Source organism: Mucilaginibacter sp., assembly GCF_041088075.1.
Taxonomy (GTDB): Bacteria; Bacteroidota; Bacteroidia; order Sphingobacteriales; family Sphingobacteriaceae; genus Mucilaginibacter_A.
Map to the genome: position 1 here is coordinate 1 of NZ_JBGCVY010000040.1, position 19,903 is coordinate 19,903.

Genomic DNA, 19,903 nt, shown 5'->3' on the forward strand with positions numbered 1-19,903 from the left:
ATGTGGCAAAATTAATTCCCCTATCGTACCTTTATCCACGGTTCCCAATCTTGATCTGACCTTTTATGATTTGCACCACAAAAATCAGCTTTTATTGGGAACCTTGTTTTACCCTCTAAATAAGTTTAAACAACTTCATCACAATGATTCTAACTTTTCATCAATTGCTAAAGATTTTTTTACAAAGCTTCCAATTTCTTTTCTAAATCAGAAAGGATGTCAGCTTTGATTTTTTGACGTTGAGCAGTTAGTTCAGAGGATACTTTTGAATTTTTAGCAGACGAACGCTGCTCTCGGTAAACTTGATAAAATTTTACGACATAAAATCCGCAGAAAAATAAAACTACGGAAACCCCAACAATCAAAGTAACCCAAGGGCCGAAACGCTGTATAGTTTCCATAATTACTTATAGTTTCTTTAATAGAGAGTAAATATACAAAAAGTGTGCTAAAATACCTGTTAGTAATAAAGGTGCAAAAACCCAACCTAAATCTAATAAAATTTGTTGAACATGGTTTCGCTTTTCGATATTATACACAGTAACCATACCGCCACACGTGGCCAAAAGTACAATCAGCAGGAATTTAAGGATTTCTGTGTTTAGTTTGATTTCTTCTTTAATTCCTTCCGGCGTCATTCTTTTAGTTGTTTGTTTGGCAAACTACTAAAATTAGTTGTAAAATTAACCTTTAGTTAAACTAAAACCAAAAAAAGCACCGAAACCCAAGTCCCGATGCTCTTTTTACCACCTAAAAATCAGTGTTATTTCTTTTTGGTTTGAATGGCTGGTGTTTGCCTTTGCTGGCGCATCATTTCTTCCATTTTTGCGGTAAAGCCCGATTTCTTTTTGTTCGGGTCTTCAGGTTTCTTTTTGTTTTCCTGGATCTGGGCGTGGATCTTTTTATCGTCTACCATCAACCGGATAAAATATTGTTGGGAGAACGTTAAAATGTTGGCGCAGAAGTAGTAATAATTTAAACCGGCCGGATAGCTATTCAAAACACCAAAGAAAATCAGCGGTGTAATGTAACCGATGTATTTCATTTGTCCGGTTGCACCAGAAGTTTGGTTGTTAAAATACGTTTGGATCAAGGTCGAAATCGTCATCAGCAAACACATCAAACTGATGTGGTCCCAATTCAAAAACGGGATCATCGGGAAATTGATCACCGAATCGTATGTGGAAAGATCGTGCATCCACAAAAAGCTTTGTCCGCGCAGTTCAAATAAATTCGGGAAAAAGCGGAAGAAAGCCAGGATGATCGGCATTTGGATGACCAAAGGCAAACAGCCGCCCAACGGGTTTACACCTGCTTTTTTGTACAGCTTCATGTATTCCTGCTGCAATAATGTTGGGTTGTCTTCACCAACTTTACCTTTAATTTCGTCCATTTCCGGCTTCAAAACCCGCATTTTGGCCATCGAAAGGTATGATTTGTAGGTAAGCGGGAACAAAACCACTTTCAGTAAAATCGTTAACACCAAAATGATCAGTCCATAATTCCAATTGAAGTTTTTCAGGAAATCAAATACCGGCAGTACGGCAAAACGATTGATATATTTCAATGGCCCCCAACCCAAATCAATCTGGCGTTCCAAATGATAACCTTGCGCCTTTAATAAATCAAACTGGTTTGGGCCGAAGTAGAATTCCATCGGATAAGTGGCTGTATTAGCGCCCGAAAACGGCAACTGCATTTTAGCCGACATTTGCTTCACATCGTTGGAATTTACATCGGTAGCAACACTCACATCGGCACTGGTAAAACCATCTTTTGCAATCAACACGTTCGAGAAAAAACGCTGCTTAAAAGAAACCCATTGGATTTTTTTATCGGCAAAGTTCTTTTCTTCGTCTTTGGTCAGGCTCAAATCATTGACATTTCCTTCCGTATCTTCCAAATAAACGGTAGAGTAAGTGCGCTCCATTTTCATGTCGCGTTCCTGTTTGTGCAAACTGGCTGCCCAATTCAAAGTAAGCTGGTTGTTTTGCGCGTTGACCACGCCGTTCATGTTGTTCAAAACTAAGTTGTAGCCAACTTTATAACCATCGCCTTTCAAAGTATAAACGTAATCAATGGATTGGTTGGCCGCATAAGCCAGATGCATGGTCAGCGAACTGGAATCTTTCCCGGTAACGGTTAAAGAAGGCGCACTTGGCGTAAAGATCAGATCGTTGGTTTGCACTTGTTTCCCGGCCGAAGTCAGCGTTAAACCAAACTTGGATTGCTCCGGGCTAAACAATATCAACGGTTTTTTATCAAACGTTTTTTCGTTTTTAAGCTGAACAGAAACAATCCGGCCGCCTTGTGTTGATAAAGTAACTTTTAATTCTTTGTTTTCTAAAGTAACCAGTTGCGGCGCGGCAGCCTTGTTTCCGGCACCTTTTATTGCAGCAGAATCGGCAGTGGCTGATTTTTGTGGGGTAAAAGAAGCATTGGCGGTTGGCGCTTTGATTTTGCCTTCTTTAATTGCTTTAAGGGAATCCTGGTGCAACTGTTCTTTTTTAACTTGTTCCTGCGAGGGCTTGAGCAAAAATGTGGAACCGACCAGGATAAGCAGGATCAGGAACAATCCTGTAAATGTATTTCTATCCATTCTTTTTTAACGTAACCTATTATATAGCTAAATTCTTCTTTTTGGCGTAAGCCATAGAAGCGGCCACAAAGTTAACAAAAAGCGGATGCGGATTAGCAACTGTTGATTTTAATTCGGGATGAAATTGCGAACCGATGAAAAAAGGATGGTTTTTTAATTCTACAATTTCTACCAAACCGTTTTCCGGGTTGATGCCCGACGGAACTAGGCCGCCGTCTTCATACTGTTTTAAATACGCATTGTTAAACTCGTAACGGTGGCGGTGCCGTTCTTTGATATGTGTTTTTCCGTAAACAAAAGCGGCTTTGGTGTTTTTGCGGATGTCGCACGGGTAAGCACCCAAACGCATCGTTCCGCCTTTGGTGGTGATGCTTTTTTGTTCGGCCATCATCGAGATTACGGGTTCGGGCGTGTTTTCGTCCATTTCGCTGCTGTTGGCGTTTTGGATTTTCAATACATTCCTTCCAAACTCAATCACTGCGCATTGCATCCCCAAACAAATCCCAAAAAACGGGATTTCATTTTCTCGAACGTAACGGATCGCTTCAATTTTACCTTCAATACCGCGTTGTCCAAATCCCGGGGCAACCAAAACACCATGCAAACCACGCATTTTTTCGGCCGCATTTTCCGGCGTTAAACTTTCAGACTGGATGTATTTGACATGGACTTTGCATTCGTTTTTTGCCCCGGCATGGATAAAAGCTTCGGTGATGGATTTATAAGCGTCCGGCAGTTCCACATATTTCCCAACCAAACCAATTCGGATTTCGCCTGTCGGGTTTTTCAATCTTCCCAAAAAATCCTTCCAGCTTTCCAAATCCGGTTCTTTGTTTTGCGGCAATTTTAGTTTCGATAAAACCGTTTTGTCCAACTGCTCTTTCAGCATCAGCAAAGGCACATCGTAAATGGTCGAAGCATCAATGGATTCAATTACCGCGTTGATATTGACATTGCAAAACAAAGCTATTTTTTTGCGCAGTTCGTTGTTGAGGTGATGCTCGGTGCGGCAAACTAAAATATCCGGCTGAATGCCATATTCCAGCAACATTTTTACCGAATGCTGCGTTGGTTTGGTTTTCAATTCGCCGGCGGCAGCCAAATACGGCACTAAAGTTAAGTGGATTACCAAAGAATTTCCAGAACCGGTTTCCCAACGGAACTGACGAACGGCTTCCACAAAAGGCAATGATTCGATATCGCCAACCGTTCCGCCAATTTCGGTGATCACAATATCGTAATTACCGCTTTCGCCCAAAATCTTAAAATTACGTTTGATCTCGTCCGTAATATGCGGCACAACCTGCACTGTTTTCCCCAAAAAAGCACCTTCGCGTTCGCGGTTGATGACGTTCTGATAAATCCTTCCCGTGGTAATGTTGTTGGCTTGAGAAGTTGGCGTGTTTAAAAAACGTTCGTAATGGCCTAAATCCAAGTCGGTTTCGGCGCCGTCTTCCGTAACGTAGCATTCGCCGTGTTCGTACGGGTTCATCGTTCCGGGATCAATGTTGATATAAGGATCGAATTTTTGGATAGTTACCCGATAACCGCGGGCCTGTAACAATTTGGCCAGAGAAGCCGAAATAATGCCTTTACCCAACGAAGAGGTAACGCCGCCCGTAACAAAAATATACTTAGTCATGCTTTAGCTTGAAGGGCTTATCCACTGCATTTATCTGCAACAATAAACCTTTTGTACGGGGTGCAAAAGTAAGATTTTTTTCGGGATGGCGATGAGGAAAGCCTAACTTATGATCGAAATCGAACCAAGATCAAAAGCAAATACTGTTTTTACCTGCCTAAAAAAGTACCGGTAAAAACAGTATCAAAGAAATTATTGAAGGAAGTTAAACTGGTTTTCAGGCAGTTTCAGAAGAATATTGTTTGCTGATCTTGGTACGCACCTGCAACCTCGGCAATTTCTCGCGCCAGGCAAAATGTTTGTAACTTTTGAATTGTTTAAAACTTTTGTAAAGCTGGTTTAATTTTACAACTTCTTTAAATAGGCTACTGAACAGATAACCAAACAGTATGAGCAGTAAAACAGTAATAATCCACATGCCCGAAACTAAAAACAGGAAAGCATAGAACAACGATTTGTACAGGAGAAAGCAAATGACGGCAGTTTTGGCAACGGAAAATAGATTTTTCATACGTAACAGGATTAATACATTTTCTGTATAGAAAAAACCGTGCTAAAATTTTACAGTTTAAAGATAAAGTGCCAAATCTCCTTTTCCTTCACGGATAATATCAAAGCTGCCGGTCGTACAATCAACCACGGTGGAAGGAATGTTGTCGCCGTAGCCGCCGTCAATTACAATATCCACCAAATCCTTGTATTTCTCGTAGATCAGTTCCGGGTCGGTAGAATATTCCAAAATGTCGTCGTCATCTTTGATCGAAGTGGTTAAGATCGGGTTGCCCAAAACTTTCACAATTTCGCGGGGAATGTTATTATCGGGAATCCTGATCCCAACCGTTTTTTTGTTGGAACTAATGAGCTTCGGCACCAGATTACTGGCATTAAAAATAAACGTGAACGGGCCGGGCAATGCTTTTTTTAGCACCCTAAAAACAGTATTGTCAATAGGTTTGATGTAATCGGAAATGTGGCTGAGGTCGTAGCAAATGAACGACAGGTTTGCTTTGCTGCAGTTCATTTTCCGCAACTGGCAAATGGCTTCAATCGCGTGATGGTTGGTTATATCGCAGCCCAAACCATAAACTGTATCGGTTGGATAGATCACCAGTCCGCCTTTTTTTAATACTTCCACCACTTGGGCAATGGCTTTTTCGTTCGGGTTTTCGGGATAGATTTTCAGGAGCATAATGTTGTAATAATTGTTTTGGCAGGAAAAAGTTTGATGCTTCTTTTACCGCCTAAATTTCAGGTCATCCCCCTAACCCCCTTCAAAGGGGGAAGAGGACCAGGGCGGAAATCTTTCTAAACCATAAATTTAAAATTGATAGATAGAGATCGGAAAGGTAGCCAATTGCATTCCCCCTTCGAAGGGGGCAAGGGGGATGAGTTTATTTTCTACACCAATTTTTGCCCGATAAAAACAGCATCCACAAAAAAAGGCCATCTTTTACAGACAGCCTTTGATTATGATTTTAATTTAAAACTAAGCCAAAACTTCTTTCACCCGGTCTGCAGCTTCTTTCAACAAGATCGCGGAGAAAACTTTTAAACCGGATTCGTCAATCAGTTTTTTAGCTTCAACCGCATTCGTTCCCTGCAAACGCACAATGATCGGAACCGGGATATCGCCCATTTCTTTGTAAGCATCAATTACACCTTGGGCCACACGGTCGCATCGTACAATCCCGCCAAAAATATTGATCAAAATAGCTTTTACGTTCGGGTCTTTTAAGATGATACCAAACGCAGCTTTTACCGTTTGTGCATTCGCCGTTCCGCCGACATCCAAAAAGTTGGCAGGTTCGCCGCCGGCAATTTTGATGATGTCCATTGTGGCCATTGCCAAACCGGCGCCGTTTACCATGCAACCTACGTTTCCGTCCAGTTTTACATAGTTCAGGTTCGATTCGCTGGCTTCCACTTCCATCGGGTCTTCTTCGGCCGTATCGCGCATTGCAGCAAAATCAGGATGGCGGTACAAAGCATTATCGTCCAAAGTTACCTTGGCATCAACCGCCAGAATTTTATTGTCGGAAGTTTTTAAAACCGGGTTAATTTCAAACTGCGAAGAATCGGTGGCATCGTAAGCTTTGTACAATGCGGTAATAAATTTCACCATATCTTTAAAAGCATCGCCAGACAAACCCAGATTGAACGCAATTTTTCGTGCCTGGAAACCTTGCAAACCAACTTTCGGGTCAATCTCTTCGGTGTGGATTTCTTCCGGTGTTTTTTCTGCCACTTCTTCAATATCCATTCCGCCTTCGGTCGAATAAATAATCACGTTGCGGCCTTTTGCACGGTCCATCAGCACGCTCATATAAAACTCTTTGGTTTCCGATGGGCCTGGATAATAAACATCCTGCGCAATCAAAACCTTGTTCACCTTTTTGCCTTCCGGCCCGGTTTGCTTAGTAATCAGTTGCATCCCCAGTATGGCACCAGCTTTTTCCCGAACATCGTCCAGGTTTTTGGCAACTTTAACACCGCCGCCTTTGCCACGTCCGCCGGCATGGATTTGTGCTTTCACAACAACCCAGTCAGAACCATATTCTTCCTTTAATTTTTTAGCTGCTTCCACGGCCTGTTCAACGTTTTCGGCAAGAATGCCTTCCTGAACCCTAACCCCGTAGCTTTTCAGTATCGCTTTGCCCTGATATTCGTGAATGTTCATTTTGATAAGAATTTGTGGTAAAGCTACACTTTAGGGTCAAAATTAAAAATGGAAAATTATTTTGGGGTAGAAGGGATCATGATTTGATGATTTTTTTCAGTATAATAATTAAAACTTCTTTAAATCCATAACGAATGGTTTTATATGTATCTATAGAAATAAATTAAAAAATAATAATTATTTATTGATTATCGGTAAAAGTTATTACTTTTGGATTTAACTTTATATCATGAAAATATTAGGAAACAAATCATTGTCTGGGGTTTTGTCTGTGGTTATTAATGTTCTATGGTGGTTAGAATGGGTCGGTGCAATTGCCTGTATTTTTCTCGGAATTATAGCGGCACAAATCAGAAAAGGATTTACCTTACAAGTTCCAATTAACTATTCCCCTGTTACTATAAGACAACTTTACCCAATCAAAAAAGATTTTCCTATGGGGATTCTCAATACAACTGATGGGACTTTATCAATACATGTGCCTGCCAATTGGCAAAATATCACCATGTTATTGATTGGTTATGGTCTGATCTTTTCTACCATTGTCATTATAACTTATCAATTGAAAAGGATTTTTGAGAACTTCAAGCAAAACGTACCTTTTAATGAATTTAATATGTTGAGGATAAGAAACATTGCGGTTGTATTGATAAGTTACTCATTTGTTCAAGGGTTGTTTGTTGTCGTTGTAAATCAAATTCTAAAATCAAATTTAAGATTTACACATCTTGAATTGGCATACGATTTTAATGTAAGCTATCTATTAGTTGGTATTGCTTTATTTGTTGTTGAAGGTGTTTTTAGAAAAGGTATTTCTTTGGAAGAAGAAAAACAATTAACGATATAATGATGGGAATAATAGTAAACCTTGATGTGATGATGGCAAAGCGTAAAATGTCTTTGAATGTATTATCTGAACGGGTAAATATTACATTGTCCAACTTGTCAATATTAAAACAAGGGAAAGCAAAAGCTATAAGGTTTAGTACTTTGGAAGCAATATGTGAAGTTCTTAATTGCCAGCCTGGAGATATACTTGAATATCAAAGTGAGAAAATTGAATCTTAATTCGAATTTGTTTAAATTTTGTTCGGTATATTAATAATGCTTCTTTTATGCCATAAAAACCATTAAGCTTCTTTGGTTTTTATTGAAACAAAAAGTATAACACCAATTTTTTAGTGGTAAAAGAAGCATCTGAAACTTTTGAGACTTTCTAAGAAACAGTATCAATCTCAAAAAAACTGGCCGGACTAATCAAAGTCCGGCCGGTTTACCAATTGAAATATTACAACGTTTTTACACCGCCATCAAGCACCAGTTCCGAACCTACCATATATTTAGAAGCATCAGATGCCAAATACAGAAAACCTTCCGCAATTTCTTCTGAAGTGCCTAAACGTTTTAAAGGGATTGTGCTGGCGATATAGCCTTTTACGCCTTCAATTTCTTCTTTTGAGCCACCGTTCCTTCCCAAAAAAGGCGTATCAATAGCGCCGGGCGACAACACGTTTACCCGGATTTGTCTTTCCAGCAATTCTTGTGAAAAACTTCTGGCCAAAGACCGTACCGCCGCTTTTGTAGCCGAATAGGCAGCGTAAGTACCATAACCCACTTCGTTCATTGCACTGGATGTGAGGACAATCGAAGCCCCGTCATTCAAATAGGGTAGCGCACGTTGCACAGTAAAGAACACGCCTTTAAAATTAATATCGCTAATATTGTCAAATTGCTCCTCGGTAAAATCAGCTAACGGGGCTGCAGAAGAAACACCTGCGTTCACTACCAGCACGTCAATTTTGCCAAGCTTTGCACTTATTTCTTCAAATACAGCCGTAATACTGTTTAAATCGGAAACATCGCTCACGATACCAATCGCACCTTGGCCAATGGTTTCGGCCGCACTTTTTAAAGTGGCTTGGTTGCGCCCCGTGATTGCTACTTTGGCGCCTTGTTGTGCAAATAATACGGCTGTTGCCAAGCCGATGCCGCTGTTACCACCCGTGATAACAGCTACTTTGTTTTCTAACTTTTTCATTTATATTTTATTTTTTTGCCAAAGGTATCTACAAGATGCTATATATTTGTGTGCAGTATACCAAAGTATAGCGGTACCAAAACAAATTAAAAATGAAAACAGCATGTGATTACGACAACGCTTGCCCGGACATGAAATACATTCACGACACGATGTATGTCATCAGCGGCAAATGGAAAATGCTCATTATTATCTCTTTAAGAAACGGAAACAAGCGTTACCGCGAAATTGCCAAAAGCATACCCAACATTACTTTCCGGATGCTATCCAAAGAATTGAAAGAAATGGAGATGAACAAACTGGTATCCAGAACAGTTCAAAACAGCACACCAGTAACCATTGATTACGAACTGACCGACTATTGCCGAACTTTGTGGCCGCTGTTAGGAGAAATGATTAATTGGGGAAAGCAGCACCGGAAAGTTATTTAAACATTGCTTAAACCTTTAAATTTGTTTAAACTTTTTTCTGGCCCTCTTTTTAGGCTGATACTTCTTTTACCCCATCAAAATTGGTGCCTGTACCGACTCGGAAAAAATCAAAAACCAGGCAATGCCAGTTTTTAGGTGGTAAAAGAAGCAACGGTGTAAAGCACAAAAAAATAAGTTTAAACAAGGTTGCACAATCAGAAACGGTAAGCCTGTTTTTTTAAATAGTAAAGTGGAAACGTTAGCAATAATTATATGATAAAAAAAGAAGCTGCTATTATTCCTGCACCGGGTATCATCAGCCTTTATAAAAATGTTAAGCAGGTTATAGAGGAAGCAAGAATGACTGTTTATCGTTCTGCTAATATCACAATGGTGCAATCCTACTGGCATATTGGGAAATTAATAGTTGAAGAAGAACAAAACGGAAAAGAAAGAGCGGAATACGGTAAGGAACTGATCCGGAATTTATCTGAAAAATTAAGTTTTGATTTTGGAAAAGGTTTTACAGAAACCAACCTTAAATACATGCGCCAGTTTTTCAACCTCTTTGGGAATAGTCACGCGTTGCGTGGCGAATTAAGCTGGACACATTACCGGTTATTGCTAAAAGTAGAAAAAGAAGCCGCAAGAATATTTTACGTAACAGAATCTATTGCAGGAAATTGGAGCACAAGAACATTGGAAAGGCAGATCAATAGCTTTTATTACGAAAGGATGCAAATGAGCAGCCAGCAAAGCAAGCCGCTGCTGAAGCAGGAAGCTGAAAATAGGAAAGAAATAGTTCAAGCAAAGGACATCATTAAAGATCCGTACGTGTTGGAATTTTTAGGGTTAAAGTCTAATACTGCCTTTTATGAACGGGAATTGGAACAAGCGATCATAGATAAGTTACAGGAGTTTTTGTTAGAGCTTGGAAAAGGTTTCTGCTTTGTAGGAAGGCAGCACAGGATTAGTGCAGAACATGAACATTTTTATGTTGACCTTGTATTTTATAATTATATTTTAAAGTGCTTTTTGTTGATCGATTTAAAAACAGGAAAATTAACGCATCAGGATATAGGACAAATGGACATGTATGTAAGGTATTTTGAAGACCAGGTACGCCAGGAGAACGATAATCCAACTATTGGCCTGATCCTTTGTACAGAAAAGAACAAGGCTTTAGCAAAATACAGCTTGTTAAATGATAATAAGCAAATTTTCGCATCAAAATATAAAATGTATTTGCCTACCGAAGAGGAGCTGCAAGCGGAAATAGGGCGTGAAATTGAGATAGTTGAGCAGGAAAAGCAGCTAAAAGGAAGCATTAAAACATAACGTAAAAGTTTCTTCTCAAACCCATCTTCCCCACATTGCACCCTACAAACCATATCCCTATTTTTGCCAGATGCTGAAAGCAAGGTCAATCAAAAAATCGTACGGAACATTACCAATATCACAATGAAGCTGAAACATTTTTTCCTACTGGTTTTATTAACTTGTACATGCTTTGTTTATGGGCAAAAAGTTGATGCGGTTATAAAGAATGACAGCCTTTCCATCAGAAAAAAAACTTTAAGTACATTTAAAAAAGACATCTATATTTCTGGTAGTGATAGCATGCATTACCGCCTTTTATACACAGCTAATTACAATAAAAAGAAGCTATACTCAATCGTAGTTTTTTTAGCCGGAGATGGCGAACGCGGAAATGATAACGAAAAGCAGTTGTGTGCAATTCTAAATGCTTTGATTAACGATGCAGGAAGAGCAAAATATGCTTGCTTTATTCTCGCTCCTCAATGTCCGCCAAAACGTTTGTGGGTTCACTTTCCAAATTTCCCTAATAGTTTACAGGCAACAGCAGAACCTACATTTCCTGCTAAATGGACTTTTGAGTTATTGAATCAACTGATGAAAAAGTTGCCAATAGATTTAAAACGTATTTACATAACTGGTTATTCTGGCGGAGGAGAGGGAACTTTTGATTTCTTAACCCGTCGGCCTCAACTATTTACTGCTGCAATACCAATTTGTTCTGTTTCTGATACAGCAAAAGCACGCACAATTAGTCGTATTCCGATTTGGGCTTTTCATGGTGACAAGGATGAAATTAACGACGTAAAATATTCGAGGTTAATGATAGCCGCCTTGCGAAAAAAAGGCGGCGAACCTAAATACACAGAATACCTTGGAATGGGGCACAATATTATAAACAAGTCTTACAACGAACCAGGATTGTTTGACTGGCTGTTTTCGCAAATTCGAGGACCCATTAAGTACGATTAAGTATTGCACCACATTGCCCACTAAAATCCCAATCCCTATTTTTGCCAGATGCTGAAAGCAAGGTCAATCAAAAAATCCTACGGAACGCTGCCGATATTAAAAGGGGTGGATTTGGATGTAAACGCCGGGGAAATTGTAAGTATCGTGGGCGCTTCAGGTGCGGGGAAAAGTTCGTTGTTGAATATTATCGGCACGCTGGACAAGCCGGATTCTGGAAAAATCATGCTGAACGATGCGGATACCAGCGTGATGAACCAGAAACAGTTGAGCGCTTTCCGCAACAAAGAAATTGGTTTTATCTTCCAGTTTCATCATCTACTGGCCGAATTTAATGCGATCGAAAACATTTGCATTCCGGCCTACATCGCCGGAAAAACAAAAGCGGAAGCCGAAACGCGCGCCTCGGAATTGTTGGAAATGCTGAATCTCGGTCACCGGAAAACGCATAAACCCAACCAGCTCTCGGGCGGCGAGCAGCAGCGTGTGGCCGTGGCGCGTGCTTTGATCAACAGTCCGGCGTTGATTTTGGCCGACGAGCCTTCGGGAAACCTGGATTCCAAAAACGCTAAAGAACTGCACCAGTTGTTTTTTTCGCTGCGCGACCAGTTTAAACAAACCTTTATCATCGTAACGCACAACGAGGATTTGGCCGAAATGAGCGACCGCAAAGTGGTGATGAAAGACGGTTTGATCGAGGCATGACGAAAACGCTCATCACTTGCGGCCATCATCCAAGTGTTTATTTTCTGGAGAAATGGTTGCCGCCTGCCAGTTTTATTTATGGCGATGCTTCTTTTACCGCACAAATTTCAGTGTCGCAGCAGTTGTTGCTGCCGAAGGTTTCGCAGCCGGATTTTATCCATCAATTGTTAAATATTTGTTTAGATAATCAAATCGAAAGTGTTTTTGCCATGGCTGCCGCCGAACAGGAACTGCTGGCCGAAGCGGTGGAATTGTTTGAAGAGTTTAACATCAAACTAAATCTACCAGACCTGATCAGCAAAAAACACCTGCTAAAAGAAGCATCGCTGCTGGAAAGTTTACAGGAAGCAGGAATCCAAACCGTTCCTTTTCAAACTTCCGATTCCGCAGAAACTTTTTCGAAAGCTTGCCTGATTTTGGGTTATCCAACCGAAACTTTGGCCATTTCCTCCGCAGAAAACCCGGGATTGCTTTGGTTGATGGACGATCATCTTGCCAAAACCAAAACGGCTTTTCAAGGAAAACCCGTGATTCCGTTTATCAAAGCGATGAAGCTGTTTCCAAACGAAATGCTTTTGCTTCGTAAATTCCATCAACCAACATTCAAAACTTGCTATGCTGTTTTTACCGATAAAAAATTGGTGTCGGCCTGGAATGCTTCCGCAGACGAAGAAAAGCTGTTGAACCAGGTTTCGGAACAACTCAATTTAAACGGGATTTTTGAATTTAATTTTCAGGAAAAGCAGCACCTTTTTGGCCTGAAACCGTTTTCGGTAATATGATATTTCGATACGCCGACCTCGACCCTCATAAAAAAGCTTTTGTGTTTGAATTGGACAATGTGCTTTTTCCGGCGCAGGATTATTTGTTCCAGGTTTATTATTTATTTGCGGCTTTTGTGGAGCATACCGAGCAATGGAAAAGCAAGGAAATGATTGGCTGTATGATCGAAGCTTATCAGAAAAATGGCGAAAGCGCGGTTTTTGATGCGGTAAAAACAGCATTTTCTTTGGAGCCGAAATACAAAGAAAACTTTGACCGGTTGCTGATGACCGCTCGTTTGCCTTTAAAACTGCTGCTTTACCAGCAAATGCTCGAACTGCTGCAGCAAATTGTGGTTGACCGCAAGCAGATTTTCATTCTCACCAACGGTAACCCGCAGCAGCAACTGAATAAAATAAAACAGGTGGACTGGAACGGGCTGGAACCTTATTTAACGTGTTATTTTGCGGAGGAAACCAAGCCAAAACCGGAGCCGGACGCCTTGCACCAGATTTTGGCCAAACACCAGTTGCAGCGCCGGGACTTGATAATGGTTGGAAACGATACGGCCGATGAACTTTGCGCGCAGGCAGCAGGCATAGATTACGCCAATTTGTTTGATTTTATCAAATAAGCAAACTTTTTTTTATTAGTTTATATTTAATTTGCTGATTACACGTATATTAGGACAAAGTAAAAACTCCACGCATGAAGAAATATTTTATTTACTTAACCCTCAGCCTGGCAATGGCTGCAACTTTTACGGCTTGTAAAAAAACAACGCCAATTACGCCTATACCTGTTTCGGTTATCCCGACTACGGGCACACCGCTGGACCATATTAAAGATTCGGTTTACCTGTTTACGCAGGAAGATAATTTGTGGTACAGTACTTTGCCAACTTATACCGCTTTTAACCCGCGCCATTTTACTGGTAAAACAGACCAGGCTGCTTTGCAAAGTGAGATTGATGCACTTTCACAATACAGCACCAATCCAACAACAGGAAAGCCTTATGAGTATGATAATCTATATCCGGGTACGGCTAAATATTCTTTTATTGATCAGGGCCAGGTTGCCACTTCTTTAGGCGGAACGAATGGTGATTATGGATTTAGTCCGATTTACAACACAACAACAGATTTGCGTATAAAATACGTTTACCCGGGTTCTCCGGCTGATAAAGCCGGCTTGGTTAGAGGTTACCAAATCACTAAAATTACAGGTGTTCCTTCTTTAACTTATACTGATACCGCCAGTACTAATTATAAAGCTTTAATTAATGCTTTTTTCAATTCGCCAACCATCAGTATGACGGTGCAAAAGCCGGACAACACTACTTTTGACGTTACTTTAAACACAGCAAATTATACGGTAAACCCGGTATTAAAAACTAAAGTTTTAGATTTGGGCAATGGGAAAAAATTGGGTTACATTGTATTTAATAGTTTTACAGATTTAAACAAGAACGCAAAAGCTTATTTAGAACCTGCGTTTACAAGTTTTACCGCTGCCGGTGTTACCGATTTGGTGGTTGATTTGCGCTACAACGGTGGCGGTTCTGTGGAAACGGCAAAATATTTATCTAATTTAATAGTGCCTCCGGCTAAAACCAACACGGTAATGTATACCGAGTATTTTAACGATAAACTACAAAATGACAAGTACCCGTTACTTGCAAAAAAATACAAAATTAATCCAGGAGATTTTAAACCAGTCAACAATCAGGCATTATTCTCAAAGCAAGGAAGTTTAAATATTAATCGCGTATTTTTTATTGTTACCGGCAATACGGCTTCTGCCAGTGAGTTGACCATTAACAACTTGATCCCTGAAATGAATGTGCAGTTAATTGGTACAACCACTTACGGTAAACCGGTTGGTTTTTTCCAGATCCCGATTGGTGCCTATCAATACTACACGCCAGAGTTTGAATCCAAAAATTCGGCAAACCAAGGCGGTTATTATGCCGGGATGACACCGGGTTCTGCCACTTATCCGGGCGTTCAGGCATCTGATGATGTTACCCATGATTTTGGTGATGTAAACGAAGCATTGCTGGCCCGCGCCATCAATTATACCATAAAAGGAACGTATTCTGTTTCTCCGGCCTTAACCACCTTAAGTACAAGAAGCGGCAGACAATTGACCGAAGACCAGATCAACCGCATTTCCCATGATTTTTCTAAACACAATGTGAATATCATGATCAGCAATAAATTTAAAATGCATTAAATTTTAGTTGATAAAAGAAGCATGTGCTGTCATCTCGACGATAGGAGAGATCTTCTTCAAAGTAGTTTAACCTGTTTTATTAGAAGAAAATTTCTCCCTTCGGGTCGAAATGACAAAGCAAATTTTACCCGGTAAAAGAAGCATCAGCCACAACTTGCATAACAAACTAATTTCTTTTATCTTCGCGCAATTATTCACACAAATATTTACGCTTTAATATTATTCAGGTAATGTATTTAAGTAAAGAAGCAAAAGCAGAGATTTTTGCAAAACACGGACAAAGTGCAGCCGATACCGGTTCTGCCGAAGGCCAGGTAGCATTGTTCACAACCCGTATTGCCCATTTAACCGGGCATTTGAAAAAAAACAAAAAAGATTTTTCTACCCAATTATCGTTACAGAAACTGGTTGGTAAACGTCGGGCTTTGTTAGGCTATTTGTTTAAAAAGGACATTAACCGTTACCGTGCCATTATTAAAACACTGGAACTAAGGGATATTATAAAATAACCCGGAGTAATTTCCTCCAAAAAGCCATCCCGTTTGGAGATGGCTTTTTTAATTTATAAAAAGTAAAATCTATATAAAAACAGGTTCGTTCTAAAGATGAAAAACGGACCGATACAACAACAAAATGAACGTAATTAAAAAAACAATTGATCTGGGCGATGGCCGCATCGTAGAGATCGAAACGGGAAAACTGGCCAAACAGGCCGATGGCTCGGTGGTGGTAAAAATGGGCGATACGATGTTGCTGGCAACGGTAGTATCTTCCAAAGAAGCCAAAGAAGGTGTTGATTTTCTGCCGCTTTCGGTGGATTATCAGGAAAAATATGCGGCAACCGGACGGATTCCGGGCGGGTTTTTGCGCCGCGAGGCACGTTTGTCAGACTATGAGGTTTTGATCTCGCGTTTGGTTGACCGTGCTTTGCGCCCTTTATTCCCCGAAGATTATCATGCTGATACACAAGTGATGATCAGCTTGATTTCTGCCGATAAAAACATCATGCCGGATTGCCTGGCCGGCCTGGCTGCTTCGGCTGCCATTGCTGTTTCGGATATTCCTTTCAACGGGCCAATTTCTGAAGTGCGCGTGGCAAAAATTGAAGGCAAATTAGTTATTAACCCAACCGTAAACGAACTGGAAAAAGCAACTTTAGAGTTTATGGTTGCGGGTTCTGCTTCGGATATTGTGATGGTAGAAGGCGAGGCCAACGAAATTGCCGAAACCGAAATGGTGGAAGCCATTGCTTTTGCACACGAAGCCATTAAAGTACAAGTTGCCGCACAAGTTGAACTGGCAAAGGAAGTTGGCAAAACTGAAAAACGTGTTTACAGCCACGAAAACAACAACCCGGAATTAAGGGATGCTGTTTTTGCTGCTACTTACGATCAGGTTTATGCCGTTGCCGCTGCTGCTTCCGGCAAGGATGAAAGAGGCGAAAACTTCAAAAAAATCCGCGACGCGTACATTGCAGCTTTAGGCGAAGGTGCTGATCCAATCGATGTTTCTTTGGCTAAAAAATACTTTCACGATGTGCAATATGATGCTGTTCGTAATTTGGTTTTGAACGAAGGCAAACGTTTGGATGGCCGCGCAACTACACAAATCCGCCCAATTTGGAGCGAAGTTGGTTATCTGCCTGCCGCTCACGGTTCTGCTGTTTTTACCCGCGGCGAAACGCAATCGTTAACTTCGGTTACTTTAGGTTCAAAAACCGACGAGCAAATGATTGATGGCGCGTTCATCAACGGGTACAGCAAATTCCTGTTGCACTACAACTTTCCGGGTTTTTCTACCGGCGAAGTAAAGCCAAACCGTGGCGCTGGCCGTCGTGAAATTGGCCATGGTAACTTGGCGATGCGTTCTTTAAAGAAAGTTTTGCCAGGTTCCGATCAAAACCCTTACACCATCCGCGTGGTTTCTGATATTCTAGAATCTAACGGTTCATCTTCCATGGCAACGGTTTGTGCCGGAACTTTGGCTTTGATGGATGCCGGTATCAAAATCACTTCACCGGTTTCCGGGATTGCGATGGGTTTGATTACCGACGAAAAAACAGGCAAATACGCTATCCTTTCTGATATTTTAGGCGATGAAGACCATTTGGGCGATATGGATTTTAAAGTTACCGGAACCGAAAAAGGTATTGTGGCCTGCCAGATGGATTTGAAGATCAACGGTCTGTCCAACGAAGTGTTGATTAAAGCTTTGGACCAGGCGAAAGAAGGCCGTTTGCACATCTTAAACGAGATGAAGAAAACGATTGCTGCGCCTCGCGAAGATTACAAACCACATGCGCCGCGTATTGTGAGCATGACGATTGATAAAGAATTTATCGGAGCGGTGATTGGGCCCGGCGGTAAAATCATCCAGGAAATGCAACGCGAAACCGGTGCCACCATTGCCATTGAAGAAGTGGACAACAAAGGCATTATCGAAATTTTTGCCGATAACAAAGCTGCCATTGATGCTGCCGTTTCGCGCATCCGCAACATTGTTGCCAAACCCGAAGTTGGCGAAGTTTACGAAGGCAAAATAAAAACGATTATGCCTTTTGGTGCTTTCATAGAAATTATGCCAGGAAAAGATGGTTTGCTACATATTTCGGAAATTGATTGGAAACGTTACGAAACAATGGACGGAATTTTTGAAGTTGGCGAAATGGTAAAAGTGAAATTGCTGGAAATTGATAAACAAGGCAAACTGAAATTATCACGTAAAGCTTTAATGCCGCGCCCACCAAAACCGGAAGCTGCACAGTAAGCGATTTTTAATATTTGATTAGGAAAAGCTCTTCGGAAACGAGGAGCTTTTTTTGTGGGTGAAATTTTAATTGGAGCGATAAGTTAAAGTTAAACTTCTATCTTACCCAAGTTCAAATCAATCAAAGCTTATGAAAACACTTTTTACTTTTCTGCTTTTAACTTTTGCTACTTCATCCTTTGCACAGGATACGCTCTCGTACAAGGCTTATCGTTCTGTCTGGAGCATTATCCCGAGGATTGGAGTTGGCGATAAGCAAACCCGAAGCAATTTTGCAACTTATGGCAGCATTGGTTTGCGAAGGGAATTTGCTTTGTTCAAACTGTTATCATTAAATGCAGTTGCAGGTTACAGTTCCGCTTCTGGTCGTTACGGAAACCCAAACTTAAATGTATTGGTTTTAGGTGGCGGATTTACAATCTATCTTTTTAGTATCATTGACAAAGTGAATAGTGTAATCTACGGCAAACAGCAGGCCAGTGCCGGAGGTTACGAGAATATTTATATAGACGTCAATGCCGAGATCAATATAAATGACTCAAAATATGGTTATGCAGGTGATGCAAGCGGTCCACGTATAGAAGTTAATTTTGGAAGGCGTCAGCTTAGCAAAGGTTTGTTTCTTTCGCCAAAACTTGGCTTTCACGGTATTGTTTTTGCCAAACCACAACTTGGAGTGAAAATGGTCAATGAAGAAAATTTTTTCTATGTTGGTGCTGCTCTCGGCCTAAACCCAAAACCGAAAAATGGGCGATAAAAGAAGCATTAGCTATTTTAAAAATAATATTTGTTCGGATTAAAACCGAATTTATTATTAACTTTGTTTAGAAAATGAGGCTTACCGGAAAGCAAATTTTAATTAAGGTTAAGCATAAAAATAAAGGTAATACTTTGCTTTGTGCTGCCATTGATGAGTTGGTTGCTACAATTGAGCAAAAAGATTGGAAATCAAAAACAACGATCATCAAAGACAGGCCTGATGCAGATGAAGTGCACAATAATGGTTTTTATTTCTTTGATATACACATTCATCGAACTTTGATTTTAATTGAATTTGATGCAGAAGGAGAGGCAACAGTGGTTTGGTGTGGAACACACGACGAATACAATTCTATTTTCAAAAATAATAAAGCAACGATAAAAAAGTGGTTAAGCAGCAAAGGTTGGATTTGATTTTAATAAAATGGATTTACAAGTAAGTTTAAAGAAAATATTAAAAAAAGAAATTTTAACCAGCGAAATTGAGTTTGAACGGGCTTCTGTTATTGACCGAAAACTGAGGTTGCTGGTAAAAGAGTTTCCTGAATTGAATGAAGAGCGGAAACAGCTTCGTGCTTTACTTAAAAATTACGAGGATAAGCGTTGGGCTACTGCGGAAATAACGGACAGAAAAGTTGAGGAAAGCGAACGCGCTGCACAAATAGCAGAAGATGAATGTGTTTTTTTAACAAACCGAAAAAATCTAATCAAAGCTAAACTGAAGGAATTTGGACTAACACAAAAAGATTTAGGCTTTATTTTAGGCCATACAAGTGCGACTTATGTTTCCGAATTAATCAATGGAATCAATCCTTTTACTTTGAATGATTTAATTGTTATTCATTCTATTTTAAACATTGAACTTGAGTGTTTGATTCCAACGATAATTCCAAAGCAAGTACAAGTAAGGATCTCTGATACGATTTTAAAAATCAAAAATCCAAAGTTGATATCCAAAGCAGAAAGTTTGTTTTCAAACTAAACAGAAACGGCAAAAATTAGAATTTATGCAACTCTAATTCCT

At 40.3% G+C, this 19,903-nt stretch carries 22 protein-coding genes; 14 read left to right on the forward strand and 8 right to left on the reverse strand.

What is annotated here, in order from left to right:
• Window positions 1–179 precede the first annotated feature (179 nt).
• From V5804_RS09470 to sucC, 7 genes are all read right to left on the reverse strand, one after another.
• On the reverse strand, window positions 180–401 hold the full coding sequence (locus V5804_RS09470; protein ID WP_369591150.1) for a hypothetical protein: 222 nt from the start codon (window positions 399–401) through the stop codon (window positions 180–182).
• 6 nt (window positions 402–407) lie between these two features.
• Window positions 408–638 (reverse strand): hypothetical protein, encoded by a 231-nt coding sequence (locus V5804_RS09475; protein WP_369591151.1) that lies wholly within the window; start codon window positions 636–638, stop codon window positions 408–410.
• 125 nt (window positions 639–763) lie between these two features.
• Window positions 764–2,599: a membrane protein insertase YidC gene (gene yidC / locus V5804_RS09480; RefSeq protein ID WP_369591152.1), complete on the reverse strand. Its 1,836-nt coding sequence runs from the start codon at window positions 2,597–2,599 to the stop codon at window positions 764–766.
• Between the two features lie 19 nt (window positions 2,600–2,618).
• Window positions 2,619–4,241 (reverse strand): CTP synthase, encoded by a 1,623-nt coding sequence (locus V5804_RS09485; protein ID WP_299287559.1) that lies wholly within the window; start codon window positions 4,239–4,241, stop codon window positions 2,619–2,621.
• Between the two features lie 217 nt (window positions 4,242–4,458).
• On the reverse strand, window positions 4,459–4,752 hold the full coding sequence (locus V5804_RS09490; RefSeq protein WP_369591153.1) for a hypothetical protein: 294 nt from the start codon (window positions 4,750–4,752) through the stop codon (window positions 4,459–4,461).
• A gap of 57 nt (window positions 4,753–4,809) precedes the next feature.
• Complete coding sequence (locus V5804_RS09495; protein WP_369591154.1) at window positions 4,810–5,430, reverse strand: L-threonylcarbamoyladenylate synthase; 621 nt, start codon at window positions 5,428–5,430, stop codon at window positions 4,810–4,812.
• Window positions 5,431–5,727: 297 nt separating this feature from the next.
• The gene (sucC, locus tag V5804_RS09500) at window positions 5,728–6,918 is read right to left on the reverse strand and encodes an ADP-forming succinate--CoA ligase subunit beta (RefSeq protein WP_369591155.1); all 1,191 of its coding nucleotides are present in this window, start codon (window positions 6,916–6,918) and stop codon (window positions 5,728–5,730) included.
• Between the two features lie 229 nt (window positions 6,919–7,147).
• Between sucC and V5804_RS09505 the strand changes: the two genes are divergently transcribed.
• Both V5804_RS09505 and V5804_RS09510 read left to right on the forward strand, forming a co-directional pair.
• Complete coding sequence (locus tag V5804_RS09505; RefSeq protein WP_369591156.1) at window positions 7,148–7,765, forward strand: DUF2975 domain-containing protein; 618 nt, start codon at window positions 7,148–7,150, stop codon at window positions 7,763–7,765.
• 2 nt (window positions 7,766–7,767) lie between these two features.
• Complete coding sequence (locus tag V5804_RS09510) at window positions 7,768–7,986, forward strand: helix-turn-helix domain-containing protein (protein ID WP_369591178.1); 219 nt, start codon at window positions 7,768–7,770, stop codon at window positions 7,984–7,986.
• Between the two features lie 220 nt (window positions 7,987–8,206).
• Here V5804_RS09510 and V5804_RS09515 read toward each other — a convergent pair whose 3' ends face one another.
• The gene (locus V5804_RS09515; RefSeq protein WP_369591157.1) at window positions 8,207–8,956 is read right to left on the reverse strand and encodes an SDR family oxidoreductase; all 750 of its coding nucleotides are present in this window, start codon (window positions 8,954–8,956) and stop codon (window positions 8,207–8,209) included.
• Window positions 8,957–9,048: 92 nt separating this feature from the next.
• Here V5804_RS09515 and V5804_RS09520 point away from each other — a divergent pair, with 92 nt between their 5' ends.
• From V5804_RS09520 to V5804_RS09575, 12 genes are all read left to right on the forward strand, one after another.
• Window positions 9,049–9,387 carry a winged helix-turn-helix transcriptional regulator gene (locus V5804_RS09520; RefSeq protein ID WP_369591158.1) on the forward strand — a complete coding sequence of 113 codons (339 nt, stop codon included), beginning with the start codon at window positions 9,049–9,051 and terminating at the stop codon, window positions 9,385–9,387.
• A 252-nt stretch (window positions 9,388–9,639) separates the two neighbouring features.
• The gene (locus V5804_RS09525) at window positions 9,640–10,704 is read left to right on the forward strand and encodes a YhcG family protein (protein ID WP_369591159.1); all 1,065 of its coding nucleotides are present in this window, start codon (window positions 9,640–9,642) and stop codon (window positions 10,702–10,704) included.
• Between the two features lie 63 nt (window positions 10,705–10,767).
• Complete coding sequence (locus tag V5804_RS09530) at window positions 10,768–11,655, forward strand: dienelactone hydrolase family protein (protein WP_369591160.1); 888 nt, start codon at window positions 10,768–10,770, stop codon at window positions 11,653–11,655.
• Between the two features lie 48 nt (window positions 11,656–11,703).
• A complete protein-coding gene (locus V5804_RS09535) occupies window positions 11,704–12,357 on the forward strand; it encodes an ABC transporter ATP-binding protein (RefSeq protein WP_369591161.1) in 654 nt (217 codons plus the stop codon).
• Entirely contained in the window at window positions 12,354–13,139 is a 786-nt protein-coding gene (locus V5804_RS09540) for a hypothetical protein (protein WP_369591162.1), read from the forward strand. Before V5804_RS09535 ends, V5804_RS09540 begins: the two co-directional genes overlap by 4 nt.
• The gene (locus V5804_RS09545) at window positions 13,136–13,753 is read left to right on the forward strand and encodes an HAD family hydrolase (protein ID WP_369591163.1); all 618 of its coding nucleotides are present in this window, start codon (window positions 13,136–13,138) and stop codon (window positions 13,751–13,753) included. Before V5804_RS09540 ends, V5804_RS09545 begins: the two co-directional genes overlap by 4 nt.
• A 74-nt stretch (window positions 13,754–13,827) precedes the next feature.
• Entirely contained in the window at window positions 13,828–15,354 is a 1,527-nt protein-coding gene (locus tag V5804_RS09550; RefSeq protein ID WP_369591164.1) for a S41 family peptidase, read from the forward strand.
• A 230-nt stretch (window positions 15,355–15,584) separates the two neighbouring features.
• Complete coding sequence (gene rpsO / locus V5804_RS09555; RefSeq protein WP_369591165.1) at window positions 15,585–15,863, forward strand: 30S ribosomal protein S15; 279 nt, start codon at window positions 15,585–15,587, stop codon at window positions 15,861–15,863.
• A 124-nt stretch (window positions 15,864–15,987) separates the two neighbouring features.
• Window positions 15,988–18,120 carry a polyribonucleotide nucleotidyltransferase gene (gene pnp / locus V5804_RS09560; RefSeq protein WP_369591166.1) on the forward strand — a complete coding sequence of 711 codons (2,133 nt, stop codon included), beginning with the start codon at window positions 15,988–15,990 and terminating at the stop codon, window positions 18,118–18,120.
• Window positions 18,121–18,250: 130 nt separating this feature from the next.
• Window positions 18,251–18,877 (forward strand): hypothetical protein, encoded by a 627-nt coding sequence (locus V5804_RS09565; protein WP_369591167.1) that lies wholly within the window; start codon window positions 18,251–18,253, stop codon window positions 18,875–18,877.
• A gap of 74 nt (window positions 18,878–18,951) precedes the next feature.
• Entirely contained in the window at window positions 18,952–19,293 is a 342-nt protein-coding gene (locus V5804_RS09570; RefSeq protein ID WP_369591168.1) for a type II toxin-antitoxin system HigB family toxin, read from the forward strand.
• A gap of 10 nt (window positions 19,294–19,303) precedes the next feature.
• Window positions 19,304–19,861: a helix-turn-helix domain-containing protein gene (locus tag V5804_RS09575; protein ID WP_369591169.1), complete on the forward strand. Its 558-nt coding sequence runs from the start codon at window positions 19,304–19,306 to the stop codon at window positions 19,859–19,861.
• The last annotated feature ends 42 nt before the right edge of the window (window positions 19,862–19,903 follow it).